The organism is Photorhabdus sp. S10-54 (genome assembly GCF_963878145.1).
GTDB classification, from domain to species: domain Bacteria; phylum Pseudomonadota; class Gammaproteobacteria; order Enterobacterales; family Enterobacteriaceae; genus Photorhabdus; species Photorhabdus kayaii.
The window spans coordinates 1-16,647 of sequence record NZ_CAWNXG010000026.1 but is presented as its reverse complement, the minus strand read 5'-3'; the positions used below and the strand labels follow the sequence as shown (position 1 = coordinate 16,647).

The 16,647-nt window shown below is 42.8% G+C and carries 13 protein-coding genes and 4 pseudogenes; 3 read left to right on the top strand and 14 right to left on the bottom strand.

What is annotated here, in order from left to right:
- Nucleotides 1-159 precede the first annotated feature (159 nt).
- Both AACQ83_RS14560 and AACQ83_RS14555 read right to left on the bottom strand, forming a co-directional pair.
- A complete protein-coding gene (locus AACQ83_RS14560) occupies nucleotides 160-1,509 on the bottom strand; it encodes a Fic family protein (protein ID WP_112878186.1) in 1,350 nt (449 codons plus the stop codon).
- A 331-nt stretch (nucleotides 1,510-1,840) separates the two neighbouring features.
- The gene (locus AACQ83_RS14555; protein ID WP_112878185.1) at nucleotides 1,841-2,431 is read right to left on the bottom strand and encodes a recombinase family protein; all 591 of its coding nucleotides are present in this window, start codon (nucleotides 2,429-2,431) and stop codon (nucleotides 1,841-1,843) included.
- 158 nt (nucleotides 2,432-2,589) lie between these two features.
- Here AACQ83_RS14555 and AACQ83_RS14550 point away from each other — a divergent pair, with 158 nt between their 5' ends.
- Both AACQ83_RS14550 and AACQ83_RS14545 read left to right on the top strand, forming a co-directional pair.
- On the top strand, nucleotides 2,590-5,574 hold the full coding sequence (locus tag AACQ83_RS14550; protein ID WP_112878184.1) for a Tn3 family transposase: 2,985 nt from the start codon (nucleotides 2,590-2,592) through the stop codon (nucleotides 5,572-5,574).
- 437 nt (nucleotides 5,575-6,011) lie between these two features.
- On the top strand, nucleotides 6,012-6,179 hold the full coding sequence (locus tag AACQ83_RS14545; RefSeq protein WP_158537783.1) for a hypothetical protein: 168 nt from the start codon (nucleotides 6,012-6,014) through the stop codon (nucleotides 6,177-6,179).
- Between the two features lie 122 nt (nucleotides 6,180-6,301).
- Here the strand turns inward: AACQ83_RS14545 and AACQ83_RS14540 are convergent, their stop codons facing one another.
- The 3 genes and pseudogenes from AACQ83_RS14540 to AACQ83_RS14530 form a co-directional block, all read right to left on the bottom strand.
- Nucleotides 6,302-7,648, bottom strand: a complete 1,347-nt coding sequence (locus AACQ83_RS14540) for a hypothetical protein (protein WP_112878183.1) — start codon at nucleotides 7,646-7,648, stop codon at nucleotides 6,302-6,304.
- Nucleotides 7,649-7,674: 26 nt separating this feature from the next.
- A pseudogene (locus AACQ83_RS14535) lies at nucleotides 7,675-8,019 on the bottom strand (recombinase family protein); the annotation flags it as partial.
- A gap of 297 nt (nucleotides 8,020-8,316) precedes the next feature.
- Nucleotides 8,317-8,544 (bottom strand): annotated as a pseudogene (locus AACQ83_RS14530) (recombinase family protein); the annotation flags it as partial.
- A 165-nt stretch (nucleotides 8,545-8,709) separates the two neighbouring features.
- On the opposite strand from AACQ83_RS14530, the pseudogene AACQ83_RS14525 reads away from it, so the two are divergent.
- Nucleotides 8,710-9,297 (top strand): annotated as a pseudogene (locus AACQ83_RS14525) (IS110 family transposase); the annotation flags it as partial.
- Nucleotides 9,298-9,764: 467 nt separating this feature from the next.
- On the opposite strand, the gene AACQ83_RS14520 reads toward AACQ83_RS14525, so the two are convergent.
- From AACQ83_RS14520 to AACQ83_RS24660, 9 genes and pseudogenes are all read right to left on the bottom strand, one after another.
- Nucleotides 9,765-11,408: a hypothetical protein gene (locus tag AACQ83_RS14520; protein WP_112878182.1), complete on the bottom strand. Its 1,644-nt coding sequence runs from the start codon at nucleotides 11,406-11,408 to the stop codon at nucleotides 9,765-9,767.
- Between the two features lie 74 nt (nucleotides 11,409-11,482).
- The gene (locus AACQ83_RS14515; protein WP_112878181.1) at nucleotides 11,483-11,893 is read right to left on the bottom strand and encodes a hypothetical protein; all 411 of its coding nucleotides are present in this window, start codon (nucleotides 11,891-11,893) and stop codon (nucleotides 11,483-11,485) included.
- Nucleotides 11,894-12,055: 162 nt separating this feature from the next.
- A complete protein-coding gene (locus AACQ83_RS14510; RefSeq protein ID WP_112878180.1) occupies nucleotides 12,056-13,702 on the bottom strand; it encodes a hypothetical protein in 1,647 nt (548 codons plus the stop codon).
- A gap of 626 nt (nucleotides 13,703-14,328) precedes the next feature.
- Nucleotides 14,329-14,889 carry a recombinase family protein gene (locus AACQ83_RS14505; protein ID WP_112878179.1) on the bottom strand — a complete coding sequence of 187 codons (561 nt, stop codon included), beginning with the start codon at nucleotides 14,887-14,889 and terminating at the stop codon, nucleotides 14,329-14,331.
- A 241-nt stretch (nucleotides 14,890-15,130) separates the two neighbouring features.
- On the bottom strand, nucleotides 15,131-15,295 hold the full coding sequence (locus AACQ83_RS14500) for a hypothetical protein (RefSeq protein WP_158537782.1): 165 nt from the start codon (nucleotides 15,293-15,295) through the stop codon (nucleotides 15,131-15,133).
- A 5-nt stretch (nucleotides 15,296-15,300) separates the two neighbouring features.
- Nucleotides 15,301-15,483, bottom strand: coding sequence for a hypothetical protein (locus AACQ83_RS14495; RefSeq protein WP_112878178.1), 183 nt, complete (start codon nucleotides 15,481-15,483; stop codon nucleotides 15,301-15,303).
- On the bottom strand, nucleotides 15,464-15,934 hold the full coding sequence (locus tag AACQ83_RS14490; protein ID WP_146747901.1) for a hypothetical protein: 471 nt from the start codon (nucleotides 15,932-15,934) through the stop codon (nucleotides 15,464-15,466). Before AACQ83_RS14490 ends, AACQ83_RS14495 begins: the two co-directional genes overlap by 20 nt.
- Nucleotides 15,935-16,274: 340 nt before the next feature.
- Nucleotides 16,275-16,529 (bottom strand): hypothetical protein, encoded by a 255-nt coding sequence (locus AACQ83_RS14485; protein WP_112878176.1) that lies wholly within the window; start codon nucleotides 16,527-16,529, stop codon nucleotides 16,275-16,277.
- Nucleotides 16,526-16,647 (bottom strand): annotated as a pseudogene (locus AACQ83_RS24660) (IS982 family transposase); the annotation flags it as partial. The gene AACQ83_RS14485 and the pseudogene AACQ83_RS24660, both read right to left, overlap by 4 nt.

The window sequence follows — 16,647 nt, the reverse complement described above, 5'->3', positions numbered from 1 at the left end:
TCTGTCAGAAAATACCGTACAAACATAACTCTAAGAATAATACAGAATCTATACTGGAAACAGCGCAATTAGCATCCGAAGAAACGTTGCTCGATCAAGCTATCATTATATGGGAATCCAGCCTTACTCCTCGCGCCGTGAGGAGTAAGAAAAAACATCCTACGATTTTGATATCTTATTTAGCCTACTACGTAGATCTGCGGGGGCAATATAATAAGTTGTCCGTCTTATTTTTATAGGAAGAAATATATTCATTGCCTCAAGCTCTCTAAGTAATTTTCTGGCTGTATTTTCACTAACATCATATACATTTTGAACCGATTTCACTTTAAACAATCTTCCGGGTTCTTTTACACCTTTTTTAATTAAATCTTTTTGAATGAAGGTTAGCTTACTTTTATACTTTGAATTTTCCAATACATCGACAATTTCATAAAATTCTTTTGTTTTTACTTTTAAATACTCTTGTAATTCATCAAATGCGTTTAGAATAACATTAACATTAAAATCGATAAAATAAGTTAAATCCCCATAATCCTTTTGAACATAAAGATATGACATACCATAGTCCTTAGCGTGCTCCTTGATAACCTTGCTTATTGAAATATATTCAAAAATATCATATCCATTCTTTAGCATATACCAATAAAATATTGCCCTTGCAGTTCTGCCATTCCCATCTCTAAATGCGTGTTCATACCCCATCATAAAATGAAGAATAATCGCTTTTATTACTGGTGGTATAAATTTCCTGCCATCCTCTCCATTATGATTTTCGTTAGCAAAAGCACATAATTCTTCTAACCTATTTTCTAACTCCTTATAGTTTGGCGGGTAAAATAATGGATTGTCATCATTTCCAATGTAGATATCATTACTGCATCTAAATTCCCCCGGTATATTTTCGTTTTCAGATACGCCATTAGTCGCTATTCTGTGAAATTCAAGCATCAGATCCCTTGTAAGGAGTTCTTGTTTTCTTTTATCCGCTAGCTTTAATAACATATAATTATTCAGAATCATTCTCTCATCAGGAGTGCTGGGCGCTAATTCTTCCTCTAGCATTTTTTTTGCGTCAGCTCGGGTAGTTGCTGCACCTTCCAATTGAGCGCTGGTGATGGCTTCTTCCATCAGTAAAGATGATACTAAGTAATTCTGTTGAATATTACCTGATGCTTGAGATCCTGCAATTGCAGCTACTTTACCGGCACCAAGTTGTACAATTTTGTGCAACTTTGGTTCTAGTGCATCATGTATACAAAAACTAAACTCATTCCCGCTTTTATCAAATAAGCCCGTACTTTTTTTTACCTGATCTCTACAGAACTTTACCGCATACCAGATGTGTTCAGCTTCTTTACTAGGAACTCGCCACTTAAGCTGACTCCAATGAAGGTATCTTCCTTGTTTATCAACAATACTATATTCACTGAGGTATTCCCCGAATTTAACAAAATCTAAATTTGAAAAATTAAGTTTAGGTGATTGTTCTACAGGATGTTTTGCCATATTACCTCACATTTTAAAATTTGATGTATAGGTAAGTATGATAGTAAATCCTTAAGGAGGTCAACACGAATAAACCAGATTCATGAACTGTTTGAAACATATTGAGATGTCCCGGGTGGTCAAATCCCGATAAAACCACATCATTCTCGTCCCTCAGTCTCTGTTTTTCCTTAAATATCGTGAATCATCAGCGGTGGATTTATCAGATTTTAGTAAAATAAGAGGTATAATAAAGTCTCTTAACTATAAAATTTAAACTTAAGAGGTGTATTTGTGGCTCTAATAGGGGTCCGCTTGGAAAACGGAAAATATCCCACGTTAAGACCATTTTTTAAACAGTAGGTATTTGCTGTTTTGCTTTAACTCTCAGAATTGTTTGCCGTGTGGTTCTGAATTCCCTGGCAATTGCACTTATGCTTACACCAGACTGAATTCGTTCGAGTACCCTCTGTTTTTGTTCTTCATTTAATACCGGTGGGCGTCCAAAGCGTTTTCCTGCATCCTTCGCTCTCGCTATCCCCGAATAAGTGCGCTCGAGTAAAAGATCACGTTCAAATTCAGCGACCGCTGAAATCACCTGCATCGTCATTTTTCCTGCTGGACTGGTCAAATCAACGCCACCCAATGCCAAACAATGCACCCGAATGCCTAATTCGGCCAGTTGCTCCACTGTTTTCCTGATATCCATCGCATTACGACCGAGACGATCCAATTTTGTGACAATCAATACATCACCATTTTCCAGACGGTCAAGCAACCGGTTAAAACCTAGACGTTCACAGGCCGCTACCGAGCCACTGATTTGTTCTTCGATTATTCGCTGGAATCTGACGCTAAAACCCGCGGTTTCGATTTCCCGACGTTGATTTTCGGTGGTCTGCTCCAGAGTAGAGACCCGACAATAGGCAAAAATTCGTGACATAATGAAATTTTCTGTACGAAATAAGTGTACACATTATAATGCATGTCCGAAATTAATTTTACTCACTTTCGTACATGTTTGTTAGACAGTGTACGAAACCGGTCGATTTTGGTCACTGTAAATCTACAACGCATGGAACTATATGGGAGCTAAACATTATGCCACGGAGACAGATACTGAGTAATGAAGAACAGGATCGCTTACTGGTTATTCCGGATGATGAGATTATTCTGACCAGAATGTGTTTTTTGAATGCAAATGATATTGCACTCATTAATAAACACCGCCGGCCAGCAAACCGCCTGGGCTTTGCTGTATTACTTTGTTATCTACGTGGCCCCGGGTTTCTGCCGGACAAAAACAATGCTCCTCACAATGGTGTTGTATCCAGAATAGCTTCCCAACTTAAAGTTTCGTCTGATTTATGGCATGAATATGCATCGAGAGAACAAACCCGCTGGGAACACTTAACCGAGCTTTATCGCTACCTAAAATTATCTCCGTTCAATCAAACACGACAAAAAGATTGCATCCGACATCTGCATTCCTATGCCATGCGTACAGATAAAGGATTTATGCTTGCCGAAGAAATGCTCAGCTGGTTGCATAGCAATAATGTTATTTTTCCCTCTGTTGAGGTGATAGAACGAACGCTTGCTGAAGTTGTCACACTCGCTGACAGATCTGTATTTTCCACACTCACTGCATCGCTTGAAGAAAAACATAAATTAGCATTGGACAGCCTGCTTATATCTGAGGGGGAACAACCTTCCCGTCTGGCCTGGCTGCTTCAGCCGCCGGGTAAAATCAACGGTAAAAACGTCCTGCAACATATAGACCGGCTTAATGCTATCTCAGCGCTGGGATTACCTGAAGGTATTACACTTTCCGTTCACCAAAACCGGCTGCTTAAACTGGCACGTGAGGGCCGGAAAATGAGCAGCAGAGACCTGACAAAATTTGCCGATACTAGACGTTACGCCACGCTGGTTTGTGTTATTCAGGAAGCTCGGGCTACATTGACTGACGAGATTATTGAGCTGCACGAACGCATTATTGGCAGTCTGTTCAGCCGGGCAAAACGCACTCAGGCCGAAAAGCTTCAGCTGACTGGAAAACTCATTCAAAACAAGCTGAAGCAATATGTTACTGTCGGTCAGGCACTGCTTCAGGCCAGAGAGTCCGGTGAAGACCCCTGGGCGGCGATAGAAGATGTCCTTCCCTGGCAGGAATTCATTAATAGCCTGGAAGAAACGCGGTTTCTGTCCCGTAAGGATAATTTCGACCCGCTTCACCTGATCACTGAAAAATACAGTACGCTGCGAAAATATGCACCGCGTATGCTGTCGGCATTACAGTTCATAGCGGCGCCTGCTGCACAGGCTCTCAGTGATGCCTTGGATACCATAAGGGAAATGTACCGTAAACAGCTTCGCAAAGTTCCGGCAGCAGCACCAACTGGATTTATTCCTGAAAGCTGGCGTAAACTGGTACTGACGCCATCGGGCATTGACCGAAAATACTATGAGTTTTGCGTCCTTAATGAGCTCAAAGGCGCATTGCGGTCCGGTGATATCTGGGTAAAGGGATCTCGCCGCTACAGAAATTTTGATGATTATCTCATTCCGGCAACTGAGTTTGAAAAATTCCGACACGATAATCAGTTACAATTGGCCGTTCAGACCGACTGCCAATCATACCTTCAGGCTCGGCTCACTCTTCTGGCATCGCGTTTAGAGGAAGTGAATGCAATGGCACTGTCCGGTGAGTTGCCCGATGTTGAAATATCCGATAAAGGTGTGAAAATCACGCCATTAGAGAACAGTGTTCCTTCCGAGGCCTCACCTTTTGCCGATCTAGTTTACGGGATGCTTCCTCATCCGAAAATTACAGAGATACTGGAAGAAGTAGACAGTTGGGCCGGTTTTACTCATCACTTTACGCATCTCAAAAATAATAACGTCAGACCAAAAGATAAAAAGCTATTGCTGACCACCATTCTGGCTGATGGGATCAATCTGGGGCTGACAAAAATGGCCGAGTCCTGCCCTGGAGCAACAAAATCATCACTCGAAGGTATCCAGGCATGGTACATCAGGGATGAAACTTATTCATCTGCACTGGCCGAGCTGGTCAATATTCAGAAAACGCGACCTCTGGCCGCTTTCTGGGGCGATGGGACAACATCGTCGTCAGACGGGCAGAACTTTCGGGTCGGCAGCCATGGACGTTATGCGGGGCAGGTCAATCTTAAATATGGTCAGGAGCCGGGAGTGCAAATTTATACCCATATATCAGACCAATACAGTCCGTTCTACACCAAAGTAATCAGCCGAGTACGAGACTCAACTCACGTGCTTGATGGCCTGCTGTATCACGAAAGCGACCTGGAAATTAGAGAACATTACACTGACACGGCAGGTTTCACTGAACATGTTTTTGCGCTGATGCATTTGCTGGGATTTGCTTTTGCACCAAGGATCCGAGATCTCCATGACAAGAGGCTGTTTATTCCCGGAAAAACAGAACAATATCCAGGGCTTCAGTCACTGATATCCACAACCAGACTGAACATCAAAGATATAGAATCACACTGGAATGAAGTCTTGCGTCTGGCAAGCTCGATTAAACAGGGGACAGTCACAGCATCCCTGATGATGAAAAAGTTAGCCAGCTATCCGAAGCAAAACGGACTGGCCAAAGCGCTGAGAGAGATTGGTCGCATTGAGCGAACATTGTTTATGCTGGATTGGTTTCGCGACCCCAGTCTGCGCCGACGCGTACAGGCGGGTTTGAATAAAGGCGAAGCCCGTAATGCGCTTTCCCGTGCCGTTTTTATGCACAGACTAGGTGAAATCAGGGATCGTGGGCTGGAGAATCAAAGTTATCGCGCCAGCGGGCTGACGTTACTGACATCAGCGATCGCACTGTGGAATACGGTATATATAGAAAGAGCGATTGATTCTCTGAAGCGAAAAGGAATTTCGATTAATGAGCACCTGGTATCACATCTTTCGCCTCTAGGATGGGAGCATATCAATCTGAGTGGAGATTATGTCTGGCGTAATAATGTCAAACTGGGGGTAGGAAAATACCGGCCATTACGCCCTGTTGATATCGATTTGTATAAAAAACAGTCTTAGCGTGGGATATTTTCCGTTTTCCAAGCGGACCCCTTAAATGAGGATCTAAAAACCACCTTGACAGATGTGAGTATGAGATACTTTGATAAATTCCGAAAACAGTAGCACGCCTACGGCGTGAGCGTGGCTGCGTAGCAGCCACAGTACTTTTCCCATCCGCTGCCGCGCTTGATGATAAAGACCAACGCACAGCGGTTCAAGGGGTTTGAGGAGCAACGGAACCATAAGTACTGATAAGTGGTTAAATAGAATGGCTAATATTCATAAAATCAAATAATTATGAGTTTTACATTACCTATTATGAATATACGTCCAAGATGAGTATAGTTAATTTGGCTATCGTAAAGGAGGTAGCTAAAAATGGCAATCGGCGATGTAAATTGGCTGGTTTATTTTTGGTTATTTAAAATGACCGCTTAACAGCGTTTACTGTTCCGTTGCTCCCCAAACCCCGGTATTCCTGGCTGAGCGCCGCGGAACTGACGGGGTTTGACTATGACCAGACGTTTACCGATCAGCGCCACGACACGCCAAAAACCGTCACCTATCGGGGTTGTAAGCGGGAAGCCGCCAAAATTTTGGCGTTGAATCAGACTAAAACTTAAATTGACTTAGGGATTTGAAGGGCTGAGGTGTTAAAAATACATGAAAATATCAAAAATCCAAATCGAGAATATAAATCATGAAAATACAAATATAATATTTAATTTCAGGGGGTACAGTTATACTATTTTTTCTTAGCATTAAAGAAAGCATCCGCCATAGATGAATTTATCGTTTTTACCAGCTTATCAATATGTTCCTCTAGAGAGACCTCTCTCTTCTTTCTATGGATGACAAGTGTTTTATTTCTTTCTGAAAAATCAACCTCTGACTTTAATCGGATCATTTTATCAACAACACTTTTTTTTACATACCGCACATTAAATACTGCAAGTGATTTGTTATCATCACTAACAGGCACCTCTAAGGTTATATTATCTTCAGTGTCTCTTACGAAACATTTTTTTATCAAGCCAGGAAATGAACTTTCACTAAATACTTCAAAAATCTCATTAACCTGGGAATCATCAGATAAAATGTATGTAACTCTAAATTTTTTGTTTAAACTGCCATTAACAATGGCAGTCATTCTTTCATTATCACCAACAACAATCTCAATGCTTTTTATTATCAAAATACCTACTAAATGAGACGACTTTTCGTTAATTTTACATTGACTATTATTTTCACTATTTGCAAATTGTATATCCTTTGATATTTCATTCAGTGTAATAAACATCCCGTGTGAATCAGAACGAACCTTATCGATTCTAATTTCTTTATCGAAGATGGTTTTTACGATTAACTTACTGTTCTTTATGAAGTATTTTTCATATGACTCATGAGGTAAAACATATTTAACAACGGGAATTCCATTTTCAACCACCTGAATAGAGAAATCATCCCCCTTTGCTTCTTGAATTATTGCATAACTATTTTTATTTTCTGGTACCTTAGTTTCATTAACTCCAGTGTCAGGGACTACTTCATAGCGACTCATGAAAATTTTCTTCCCGTTATGTGTTTGCACTTTCCTTTTAGCTCTTGAAGCAAATACAATCAGGCCGGAAACATCACTAACATTGATTTTCATTTTTGAAAAAACAAATGATTCAAATAAAAATCTTATATTTTCACCACCTAATTCCCCCTGAACACGTAGCCCTCCATTAGATGTGATAACCCCCCTATCAACAAAAACAGGTTCCCAATCTGAGGGAATAGTATGACTGTCTTTATTTTTTGTTATTGTCTCCATGCTATAACACGGGTGAATAGGCCAGGGAGGCCCCAGAGAGTCAAATAGAACGCGTGAGCCATATGAATTTTCATAATAAAAAACATTCTTGCCACAACTCTGGCAAATTGCATTAGGTACAGTAAAAGAAATAGTTGTATCGAATTTACTCCTGCTGACCTGATGTCTCGGTGTTTTTTTATATTCTTTTGCCAAATATTCAGAAGCATACTCTTCATCAATAGTAATAGGAACAGTTCGACCTCTCATTTTTCTAAATATAGTCACACTCATGAAGTAAACCGCCTTTTAATTTTTTTCTACACAAGGGTTGTAAGCTGAATAATCTTTTTTACTCGGGAAAGAGTCCGATAAACTGTTGGCCGTGATACTGAAAATAACTCAGCGAGATCACTGATTGAGTACTGACCGGTTTCATGCATCCGGCACAGCTCTTTTTGTTGTTTATCAGACAGTTTTGGCTGCTTCCCCCGCAGTTTTCCTTTCGCCCGCGCAATCGCCATTCCCTCGCGGGTGCGCATACGAATTAGATCCCCCTCAAACTCTGCGAAGGTCGCCAGCACATTGAAGAACATTTTGCCCATCGGGTCAGCCGGATCATAGAGGCTGGCACCGAGAGCCAGCTTCACGCCACGGGCCTGTAGGGGCACCGTGGGAATTTCTACAACAATACACGGTAACAAAAGCTGGCTCGCAGAAATTCAAGGAGTTAGCCCAACCGTTCCCAAACATTCGAGGTTATACTGAATCTGAAATGTACGGAAAACGTCAGAAGTCAGCTTGTCGTACCATTCGACTATCCGACGGTGTTTGTTGCATACAAAAACGCCGGATTTGGACGAAAATATTCATCTCGTTAGTCCCTGAACGAAAAACAGGTGATTTCCGTCAGGGTGAAAATCGCTTAGCGGGTGTTATTGCAGAAATGACCACGGAACCCCTATACGGCGCAAATCGTCGAGGTTTCGCGCCAGACGATCCATGCTATGTACTACCACTGCATCGCCACTGCGGGCAAAATTCATCAGCGCTTCCAGTTGCGGACGTTTGATATCTTTGCCTGAAGCGTTGTCGGTGAAAATTCGATCAAATTTGACGCCATCCAGTTGCCGTTCCGGATTCTGCTCGAAAGTGCTGACGCGAATGTATCCAATACGTTGTCCGGTCATAAAATCCCCTGTGTAATGTCAGGAAAGACTTTATGACCTTTAATGATTAGTGTCAATAAATTCAAAAATAGATTCTATTCTGACACGCTTTCCATAAGGCACCTGACATCAGGATAGGGTATAGTTTAACCTGACACTTTTTGCTTAGCGTACTTTAATTTCCCTTTCGCCAAACGACCCCATAAGGGCAGAACCTCGCTGGATAAAGCCATGCCTGAAGTCCTTGAGCGACTAAAGGAAAAACTGGCACCATTCCTACTCAATCTGCTTGAAAAGCAATACCACCGTTTGAACGAAATCGATGAACAAATTGAACAGGTGGAAAAACAACTGACGACGTGGGCAAAGCAGAATGCTGATTGTCAGCGAATTATGAAAATTCCCGGCGTCGGTGTCTTAATTGCGACAGCCGCCATCGCAACGATGGGCGATCCCAGAGCGTTTCGGTCGGGCAGGGAATTTTCGGCCTATTTGGGCCTGGTGCCGAAACAAACGGGAACGGGAGGCCGGGTCAAATTACTGGGCATCAGTAAACGGGGAGATACCTATCTGAGAACCCTGTTTATTCACGGTGCAAGAGTGGCCACCTTACTGACAAAAACACCGCTGCCGTGGGTGACGGAGCTGAAAAAACGCCGTCCGGTCTGTGTAGTGATAGTGGGGATGGCCAATAAGCTGGCTCGTACCGTTTGGGCATGGGTCGCCCATCAGCAGGAATATCAAAAAGATTACGTCAGTGTCAGACCTTACTGAGGTGTTTCACTGATCAACTTTCACTTTTAACTACAAGGATGAATGTAGAAAGATTGCTAAGGCAATGATAATGATGACAAAGACAGGTAAGACCGTGACTTGCTAAACCTGATTTATGCTCTGAGCGTAAAGCTCGTTAGGAGAGTGAGGAGCCAGTCAGCGGATTACATCGAGGCCCGCAGCTCTGGCTGTAATAAGGCCGGATATAGAGCTGCAACCTACCGTCGATGTCAGAGTAATTTTTGTCTTGCAAACGGGATGCGTTCATATAGAGCATAAAAATCTGTGGGGCACTTGAATTATTTAGCGGTAAAATGGGCAACTCAACCGGGCTATTACCCATTATCGGCCCATGAATACTTATACGTTAAAGTGGCTTCTTTAGCTGCTTTGCCACATAAATGCCCCACACTTTTTTATGCTCTCGGTTGCTCATCCAATAAGCAAACTCGTCGATTAACGGTTAATCAAAATTCTCTCTGCAATAACATCTCTCTGGTGTCCTTTATCCAGTAACCTTGAAGACCAGGCTCCACCCATCCTGCTATTGGCTTTATCACCCCAGTCCGGGACAGGACTTTGGCGAGCATATTGAAACTGGATATAATAACAGGAGAACTTTTAAGATTACTATTTTCATCAATAAATAAACCGATCAGCTCCTGCCACGACATATAATCAATATCCTGCTTTTTATTTTTAACAGGAATAGATATTCTTGCGACCATGTCGTCGGCAAATATTAAAATGGCATCATGTATTCTCAGCATCCATGTACTCGAACAGCCATAGATAAAATCGTTTATTTCTCTGACCAGGCTATGGTCATCGTTCGTTTTGTAATTTTTCAGATCCTTCTCTGTGAGCGACGTTCTGAAGCTATCAGCTGACATAACAAAACACCCCTTAGAGATACCCAAAGAGAGTTCCTTAGTGAAAACCGCGCTTGTGAGGAAGCTAAAGCAAGAGTTAAACTCTGTAATACCAGAATTGTCAATAAGATAGATACGATCTCTAAAAGAGATACATTCACGGACACCATTCTCATTAGTCTTATATCGATAATAGCTGTCCGGCACCTCGGGAAGCCCAATTTGATCCTGAGAGCTATAATGGTAAGGTTGTATATGCGGGAACGGTTTATCACCTGTGGATACATCCCCTTTTATCCAGACACTGTCCCTGTTATAACCGTGCGGCGCTGACCAAATTAAGCCATGGCCATCAGATTGTGTGCTTTCCATAACACTAATTCTGGCAGCACGTTTAAACGGAAACCACTGCACATCTTCTATGATTTTTGCAATTGGATACCCCTGATAAACAGAGAACGTTTCCGAATACCCAGCCAATACTCTAATTGGGAACAGGATGTCATAATTTTCCTGCTCATTCATTTTCCTGTAAAATGGATTACTAGGGTTTGCAACACCAATTGCGGAGCCCTCAGTAAACTCCAGCCTGAGATCGGTAAAAGCGCTTTCAGGTTGTATAGCAGGAGCCAGTAATTCCTGGGCCTCATCCGAAGATAAAAACCAGTTACTATTATTTCGATCCGGATCATCAACATTGATAATCTTACATAATGGTGTAATCCCACGGTTGAGGATTTCTATATGGCTATCGGGTACGCACGCGCTGACTGTGCCAAGCTTCCAGTCAACTATAAACGTCATCATAAAAGAGTGTCTGGTAAATTTTGGAGGAGGAATAACAGCTTTTTCAACATGCGTAAGTATGACATTTTCTATCGATGATTGCTCAAGAAAATAGAAAAATCCACCAAAAGGAAGTGACTTTATTTTATCTTCTATAGGGGTACGATCAACATGTTGAAGAAATGATACATCCAGCATAACCGAAATCGATGAATATCTTTTCGGCATCACACCGTGACGGAGACCAAAAATCGCCTCAAAATGCGGCTCGAAAGACGATCTGGCAATATTAGGATCTGACTTGTTATCGGAACGTTTAACATGCCATACCGCTCGTGGCTCACGGCTGCCACTCAATCCTCCCATCGCGAACAATCCGTAGTCAGGTAGAGCCCACTGATGGGAAGTCGTCGTTGAGAAGTCCATTCCCACGGTTGGAACATTGCCAAACATACCAATACTGGCTCCAAGCGTCGTAGATGTACTGACATCGGTTTCGTTGTTTTTTGTTATTGGTGATAAATCAATTAGGCACCAGTCGTTCCCGCCATTAATAGCAGTCTCCCCCCCTGTGGGGTCGTTACTTCAATTGTCAGATGGGCATCATCAAAAACCATCTGGTTGTCTACTATGGAAGCCTTATGCTTTTCTTCCTTATACCATGCAAGTTGATCTGCCAGCTTCCTGGCAAGAGGGTCCGCTGGAATGGCCTTTTCACCACGATAGCTGGCCGTATTGATCACTGGTCCGGCGGTACTGATTCTGATGCATCGACCGGCTCCGGCTGATGATACGACACCAATATTTTCAATCAACTCAAAAGAGATAGATTTTTGAATCCATGAACTTACCTCAGACTCAGCAACAATGCGACGAACCGTTCTACGTGCTCCAAACGGAGAGAGACCAGGAACATCACCACAGTTAATCGACCCCATATATAACTCCACATTGATTGGTTGAAATAAAATATAAACAATCACAGAGAGCGCTGACAGCGACTCTGGTGTTTACCAGACGCACTATTATTTCCCGAGGTTATCATATTATCTGGATGGACTTATGAAAACACGTCACCTTCCGTCCTATAAAAAATATTATTAGCCACGATCATTCCACGAGCCATAATGTTCAGTATAGACTGGCTGGTATATATCAGGAGATATATTATTTCTATTTTTATATCGGAGTGGCAGGGTCGGCATACGATGCCGCGCTTCAAATTTTTCTAGATTTTTATATTCGCCCTTGTCTCCATACGTTTTATATAGCTCCATTATATCCTTATAAAGATTGCCATATTTAAAACTTCTGGACACATCGGTAGGAACGAATTTTGTATTTTCCGCAATAGACTGCCCTATAGGCAGCACTTCCGAAAAGGTATGATAGCCACCATAATTCATAAATGCCGCCACTGCCGTTGTCATACATAACACATCATCTTTTTTCTTGTTCTCATGCCGGGAAGCTTCCCGATTCCACTCTCCATAAATGGACGAGCTCTCATTCAGATTGAGCATAGCTAGCCCCAGCATGACGTCGGTGGTACCTCCTGACTGCGCTCCCGCGGAAGGATAGCCATTGCGGTTTGCATCCATGCCGTAGATACCATAAGGCTGCCACCGGTTAATGCCTACTCCGTGGTTAAAATAGTGATCTTCTATCGCCGCCTTAAGAGTAGATTTTGGATATTTTTTCGGTATCGCATCAAATTCATTTCGGGAAAGCATAAATGGCCGGTTTAAATCTTCAATCGGTGCCCCCTGCCTTGGGATAGCGTTAATTTGTTGGTTTATTCCTCCCTCATCCAGTACATCCCACAACCAAAATGTGACTTTACTGCTCTCTGCTTCCTGTACCACCTGGCCAAACCCCATGCCAAGGTCGCTCGCATCTGAGTATTTTCCGCGGATGGGATTACCATCATTACCTAAGGGCATCCTTTCGCTTCTGGCTCGGCTAATTGGATCGTCAAACAGTATTGAACGTGTTTTATCCCTGAATTCCTGAAAACGGTTATCGAGTACCTGTTCCATTGTTGTGACGCTTCCTGTTCCTCCCAAACCCGCTTTAGAAATCAGGTTTAGGATGGCCTGCCGGTTGTCTGCTCTGGCCTTAGGAGTTTGTTTAGTAAATAATTGCCATACAGTGGTACCGAAAGAACTTAATCCCTTTACCTTAGTTAAAAATAATTTCCAGCGCTTGTCCTCACTGTTTTTCGGATCCGGTTTCAGCGACTTTATTAACCAGTTTTTGACATCATTTTCACTCGGATTACCTCCGGACATCCTTCCTATCTGATCGGAAGAGGGATGAAGAGGTCTGAATGTAGTTCTGTCGAACACATCGCCCAGGGACATTTGTTGATTGTTGAATGTCACCGGCTGGTCACGGATCTCCTGGCTGTCTCTCAAAACTGAAAATACCTGAGAAAGTTTACCCGAATAACGATCAAGGACATCACCAATTTTACCCGGATGATCCATGATACTTAGAGATATTTTCGCCTCGAGCATTTTATTATGAGTCAGGAGCTCTCTTTGTAACTCATCCAGCTCAACGCCATTAACAACAGAACTCAGATCCACCTCATTCTGCCTTACACCGGATAACGGGGAGTCTCTACTCTCTCTGACTATAACCCTGTTGATATCAGCATCTTCATTAATAAAATCTAAGGATGGCCGAAATCTTGGCTTGCGCTCTTCCATTTTAACAGGCCAAGATTCAATATATTTAGGCATATTAGTGAAACTCCGTCAGTTAAGCTGATAGCTACCATACTTAAGTATATAGACATACTCACCACATCCAGCAAGTGCGAATATAAAATTTTGGGCACTGTTGCAAACAGTCGGTGGTGGGCTTTGTTGAATAAATGAACGTAGCGCCCCTGCGGGGCGAGCACGGCAGCGTTGCTGCCTCAATTGTAGCGGTCAAGAACTTCCGGACACATTTTTAGCCTTTTCCCACTGCTTGTCGGAACTATTTCTTTCGTGAACGTGCTATGTGCAGGACGGCGTCAAGCAATGGCAATGAATCGCAGGTGTCGGATGCGTAAACCGTGCGCGTCCCTGGGTCATAAGACACCATGACAAAAGGGACTGATGCGCGCGTTCCGTACTCCGCGGAGTTTGCCGCCTGGAGCGATACGCTCTGCATACCTCTCTCTTTTCAGTAAGTTGCTGGCTGATCTTCTTCCAGTCAAAGAGATAGTCGGGATACAACCGCCGCATGTCACGCTTGTCCTGCGGCGTAAGCGTATAGTTCCGAATACGCATGATGTTAGAATTGCTTCTGCCAACTTTGACCGCGAGATAGCAGAAGCCCTTTCTGGTCGTGACGAAGGCACTGCTTTGCTTGCGACTCATCATTGTTCACTCCCGTTTTGCAATGCAGCATACAGGGCTGTCTTACTGATTCTGAGCCGTGTAGCGGCCTCGCGGACGTTCAAACCTGTGGCAATATACTCACGCGCCCGCTGCAACTTGTCGGCAGTGACAACAGGCTTGCGCCCGCCCTTTCGCCCGCGAGCAGCAGCAGCGGTCAACCCGGCCCGGGTGCGCTCGCGGATCAGGTCACGCTCAAACTGGCTCAGCGCACCAAACACATGGAAAATGAGTAGCCCGCCTGGCGTGGTGGTGTCGATACTCTCGGTCAACGACCGGAAGCCGACACCTCCCGACTCCAGCGCACTGATTGTCTCAATCAGGTGTGCCATCGAGCGACCGAGTCTGTCCAGCCGCCAGACGACCAGCACATCCCCGTCGCGTAGCCAGGCCAGCGCGGCAGTCAGTCCTGGGCGGTCGGTCCTGGCCCCGGAAACCGTGTCTTTAAAAATTCTCTCGCAACCCGCCTTGCGCAACGCATCCGTCTGCAAGGCGGTGTCCTGTTCCGCCGTCGATACCCGCGCATAGCCAATCAGTGCCATTTTGCCTCATTTGTCCGTCATTCCGTCCGCCTATCTTAATGTCCGACAAACCATTAAGACTATTTAAAACCTCCTCTAGTTCCTTGCTATATGAGCAATAAATATAATGATATTTTGGATCATATGATTGATATTCATTTATTTTATCAATATTTTCCATCAAAAATTAATAAGAATTACTTAATATTCCCACTCCAAACCAATTGGATTACGGTCAGGATGATATTTTAAGGCTAATTCTCTATAAGGCTTTTTTGACGTCTTTTTCCGTAAGTTCACCAGACAAATTGGAAATATTAATTTTTTTAATTAATTTAGCTACCACAACAAACCCGGCTTTATGCCAGGGTTTATTGTGTAGTTTAGTGCTGCCAGAAGAGATGTTACACAAGTGACAAAATGCCATGCCTATCATTCCCTTGTGCTTAATCTCCGTTGAACAACTCGCACTGGCATTCCTAAAGAGCCGGTAGCTTTTATTTCTTGTTTCAGTTCAGCTTCCCATTGCTCATGTATCCTCAAATTTCTTTCATAAGCATCTGATTTATCAAAATTTATTCCTATCCTGATTCGTTCAAACTGTTTCAATGACATAGAAACCAACCTCATCTTTGATATCTTCTCGATAAACATAGTTTACAGTATGTGCGTACTTTCTCAACAACCTGTTGTAATATCTTGCCAACACTTCATCGACTGGCGCGCTGAATATAATTTTTGCACCTGTCATTTCCACAAAGTCAATAATAACAGCAGCAATGCCATCGATAAAAAATGTTTCCAACTCGTCCGGTGTATATTTCATGTCTGTATAGTGATGGAATTGACCTTTACTGCTTGTATCAGTCAATGCGGCTAAATCGAAAAAATCAACCATATACAAATTATTTAATTCTTGCGGGTCAGAGTAGTAATCAGATAAATAATCGATAATTTCAGGGCTTGTTCTGAATTCAACGATATAATCACATTTAAGGCCCAAAGATTTATCAACCGAAACCATATATCTACTTGATGAACTTCCATTTTTCCCTAACAAACTCAAACTTATTTCCACGATGTTATCTCTGATAAAAACAAAATATATTGATATCTCATCTGAAATTTATTAAAAATAAAATTTTTAATTACCTCATAACGAAATTATAATACCATAAAATACAGACATCATTCTATGTATACGATTGAGTTCTATATTATATTAACAAAAATAATATTTCACCAACCAATTCAATAAGGGGTCAGCTTGGAGATCGGAAATTATTGTATGTTTAGCGCATGGCCTACCTTGTTCAGTTTATGCATCAATGCTAATGTACGCATACGTTAGCATTGATAAGGGCGTGTCATGGCAGAGGATATAAAAGTGTCAGTACGTCAGAATATCAGTAATCGGCGGCCAGTTCGGCCTCTAGTTCTCTGCGAGCGCGGTGACAGCTTTCTTCTTCTGCCAATGTGAGCATGATCCCGCGCCGGCTGGCTGCTCCGATAAAAGTCGGGCGGTCTTTCAGGGGAAGCTTGAGCAGATAATCCATATAGCAGCCACAGCTACGGTTAGCCATCTTTTCCATACGTTCAATCACAACATCTGCGCGGATCACATCGTAAGGATGACGGGAGTAAATATTAGTTAACCTCAGCTTCGTTTAAAAATAGCGATATCACAATCCCGTAAATTCAAGCTCGGTTTTTTAGGTTGGAATGTATAAGCAATTAAGCCCGCGACGATTTCCAATAAAAAACCGAGCTGACTGCGGT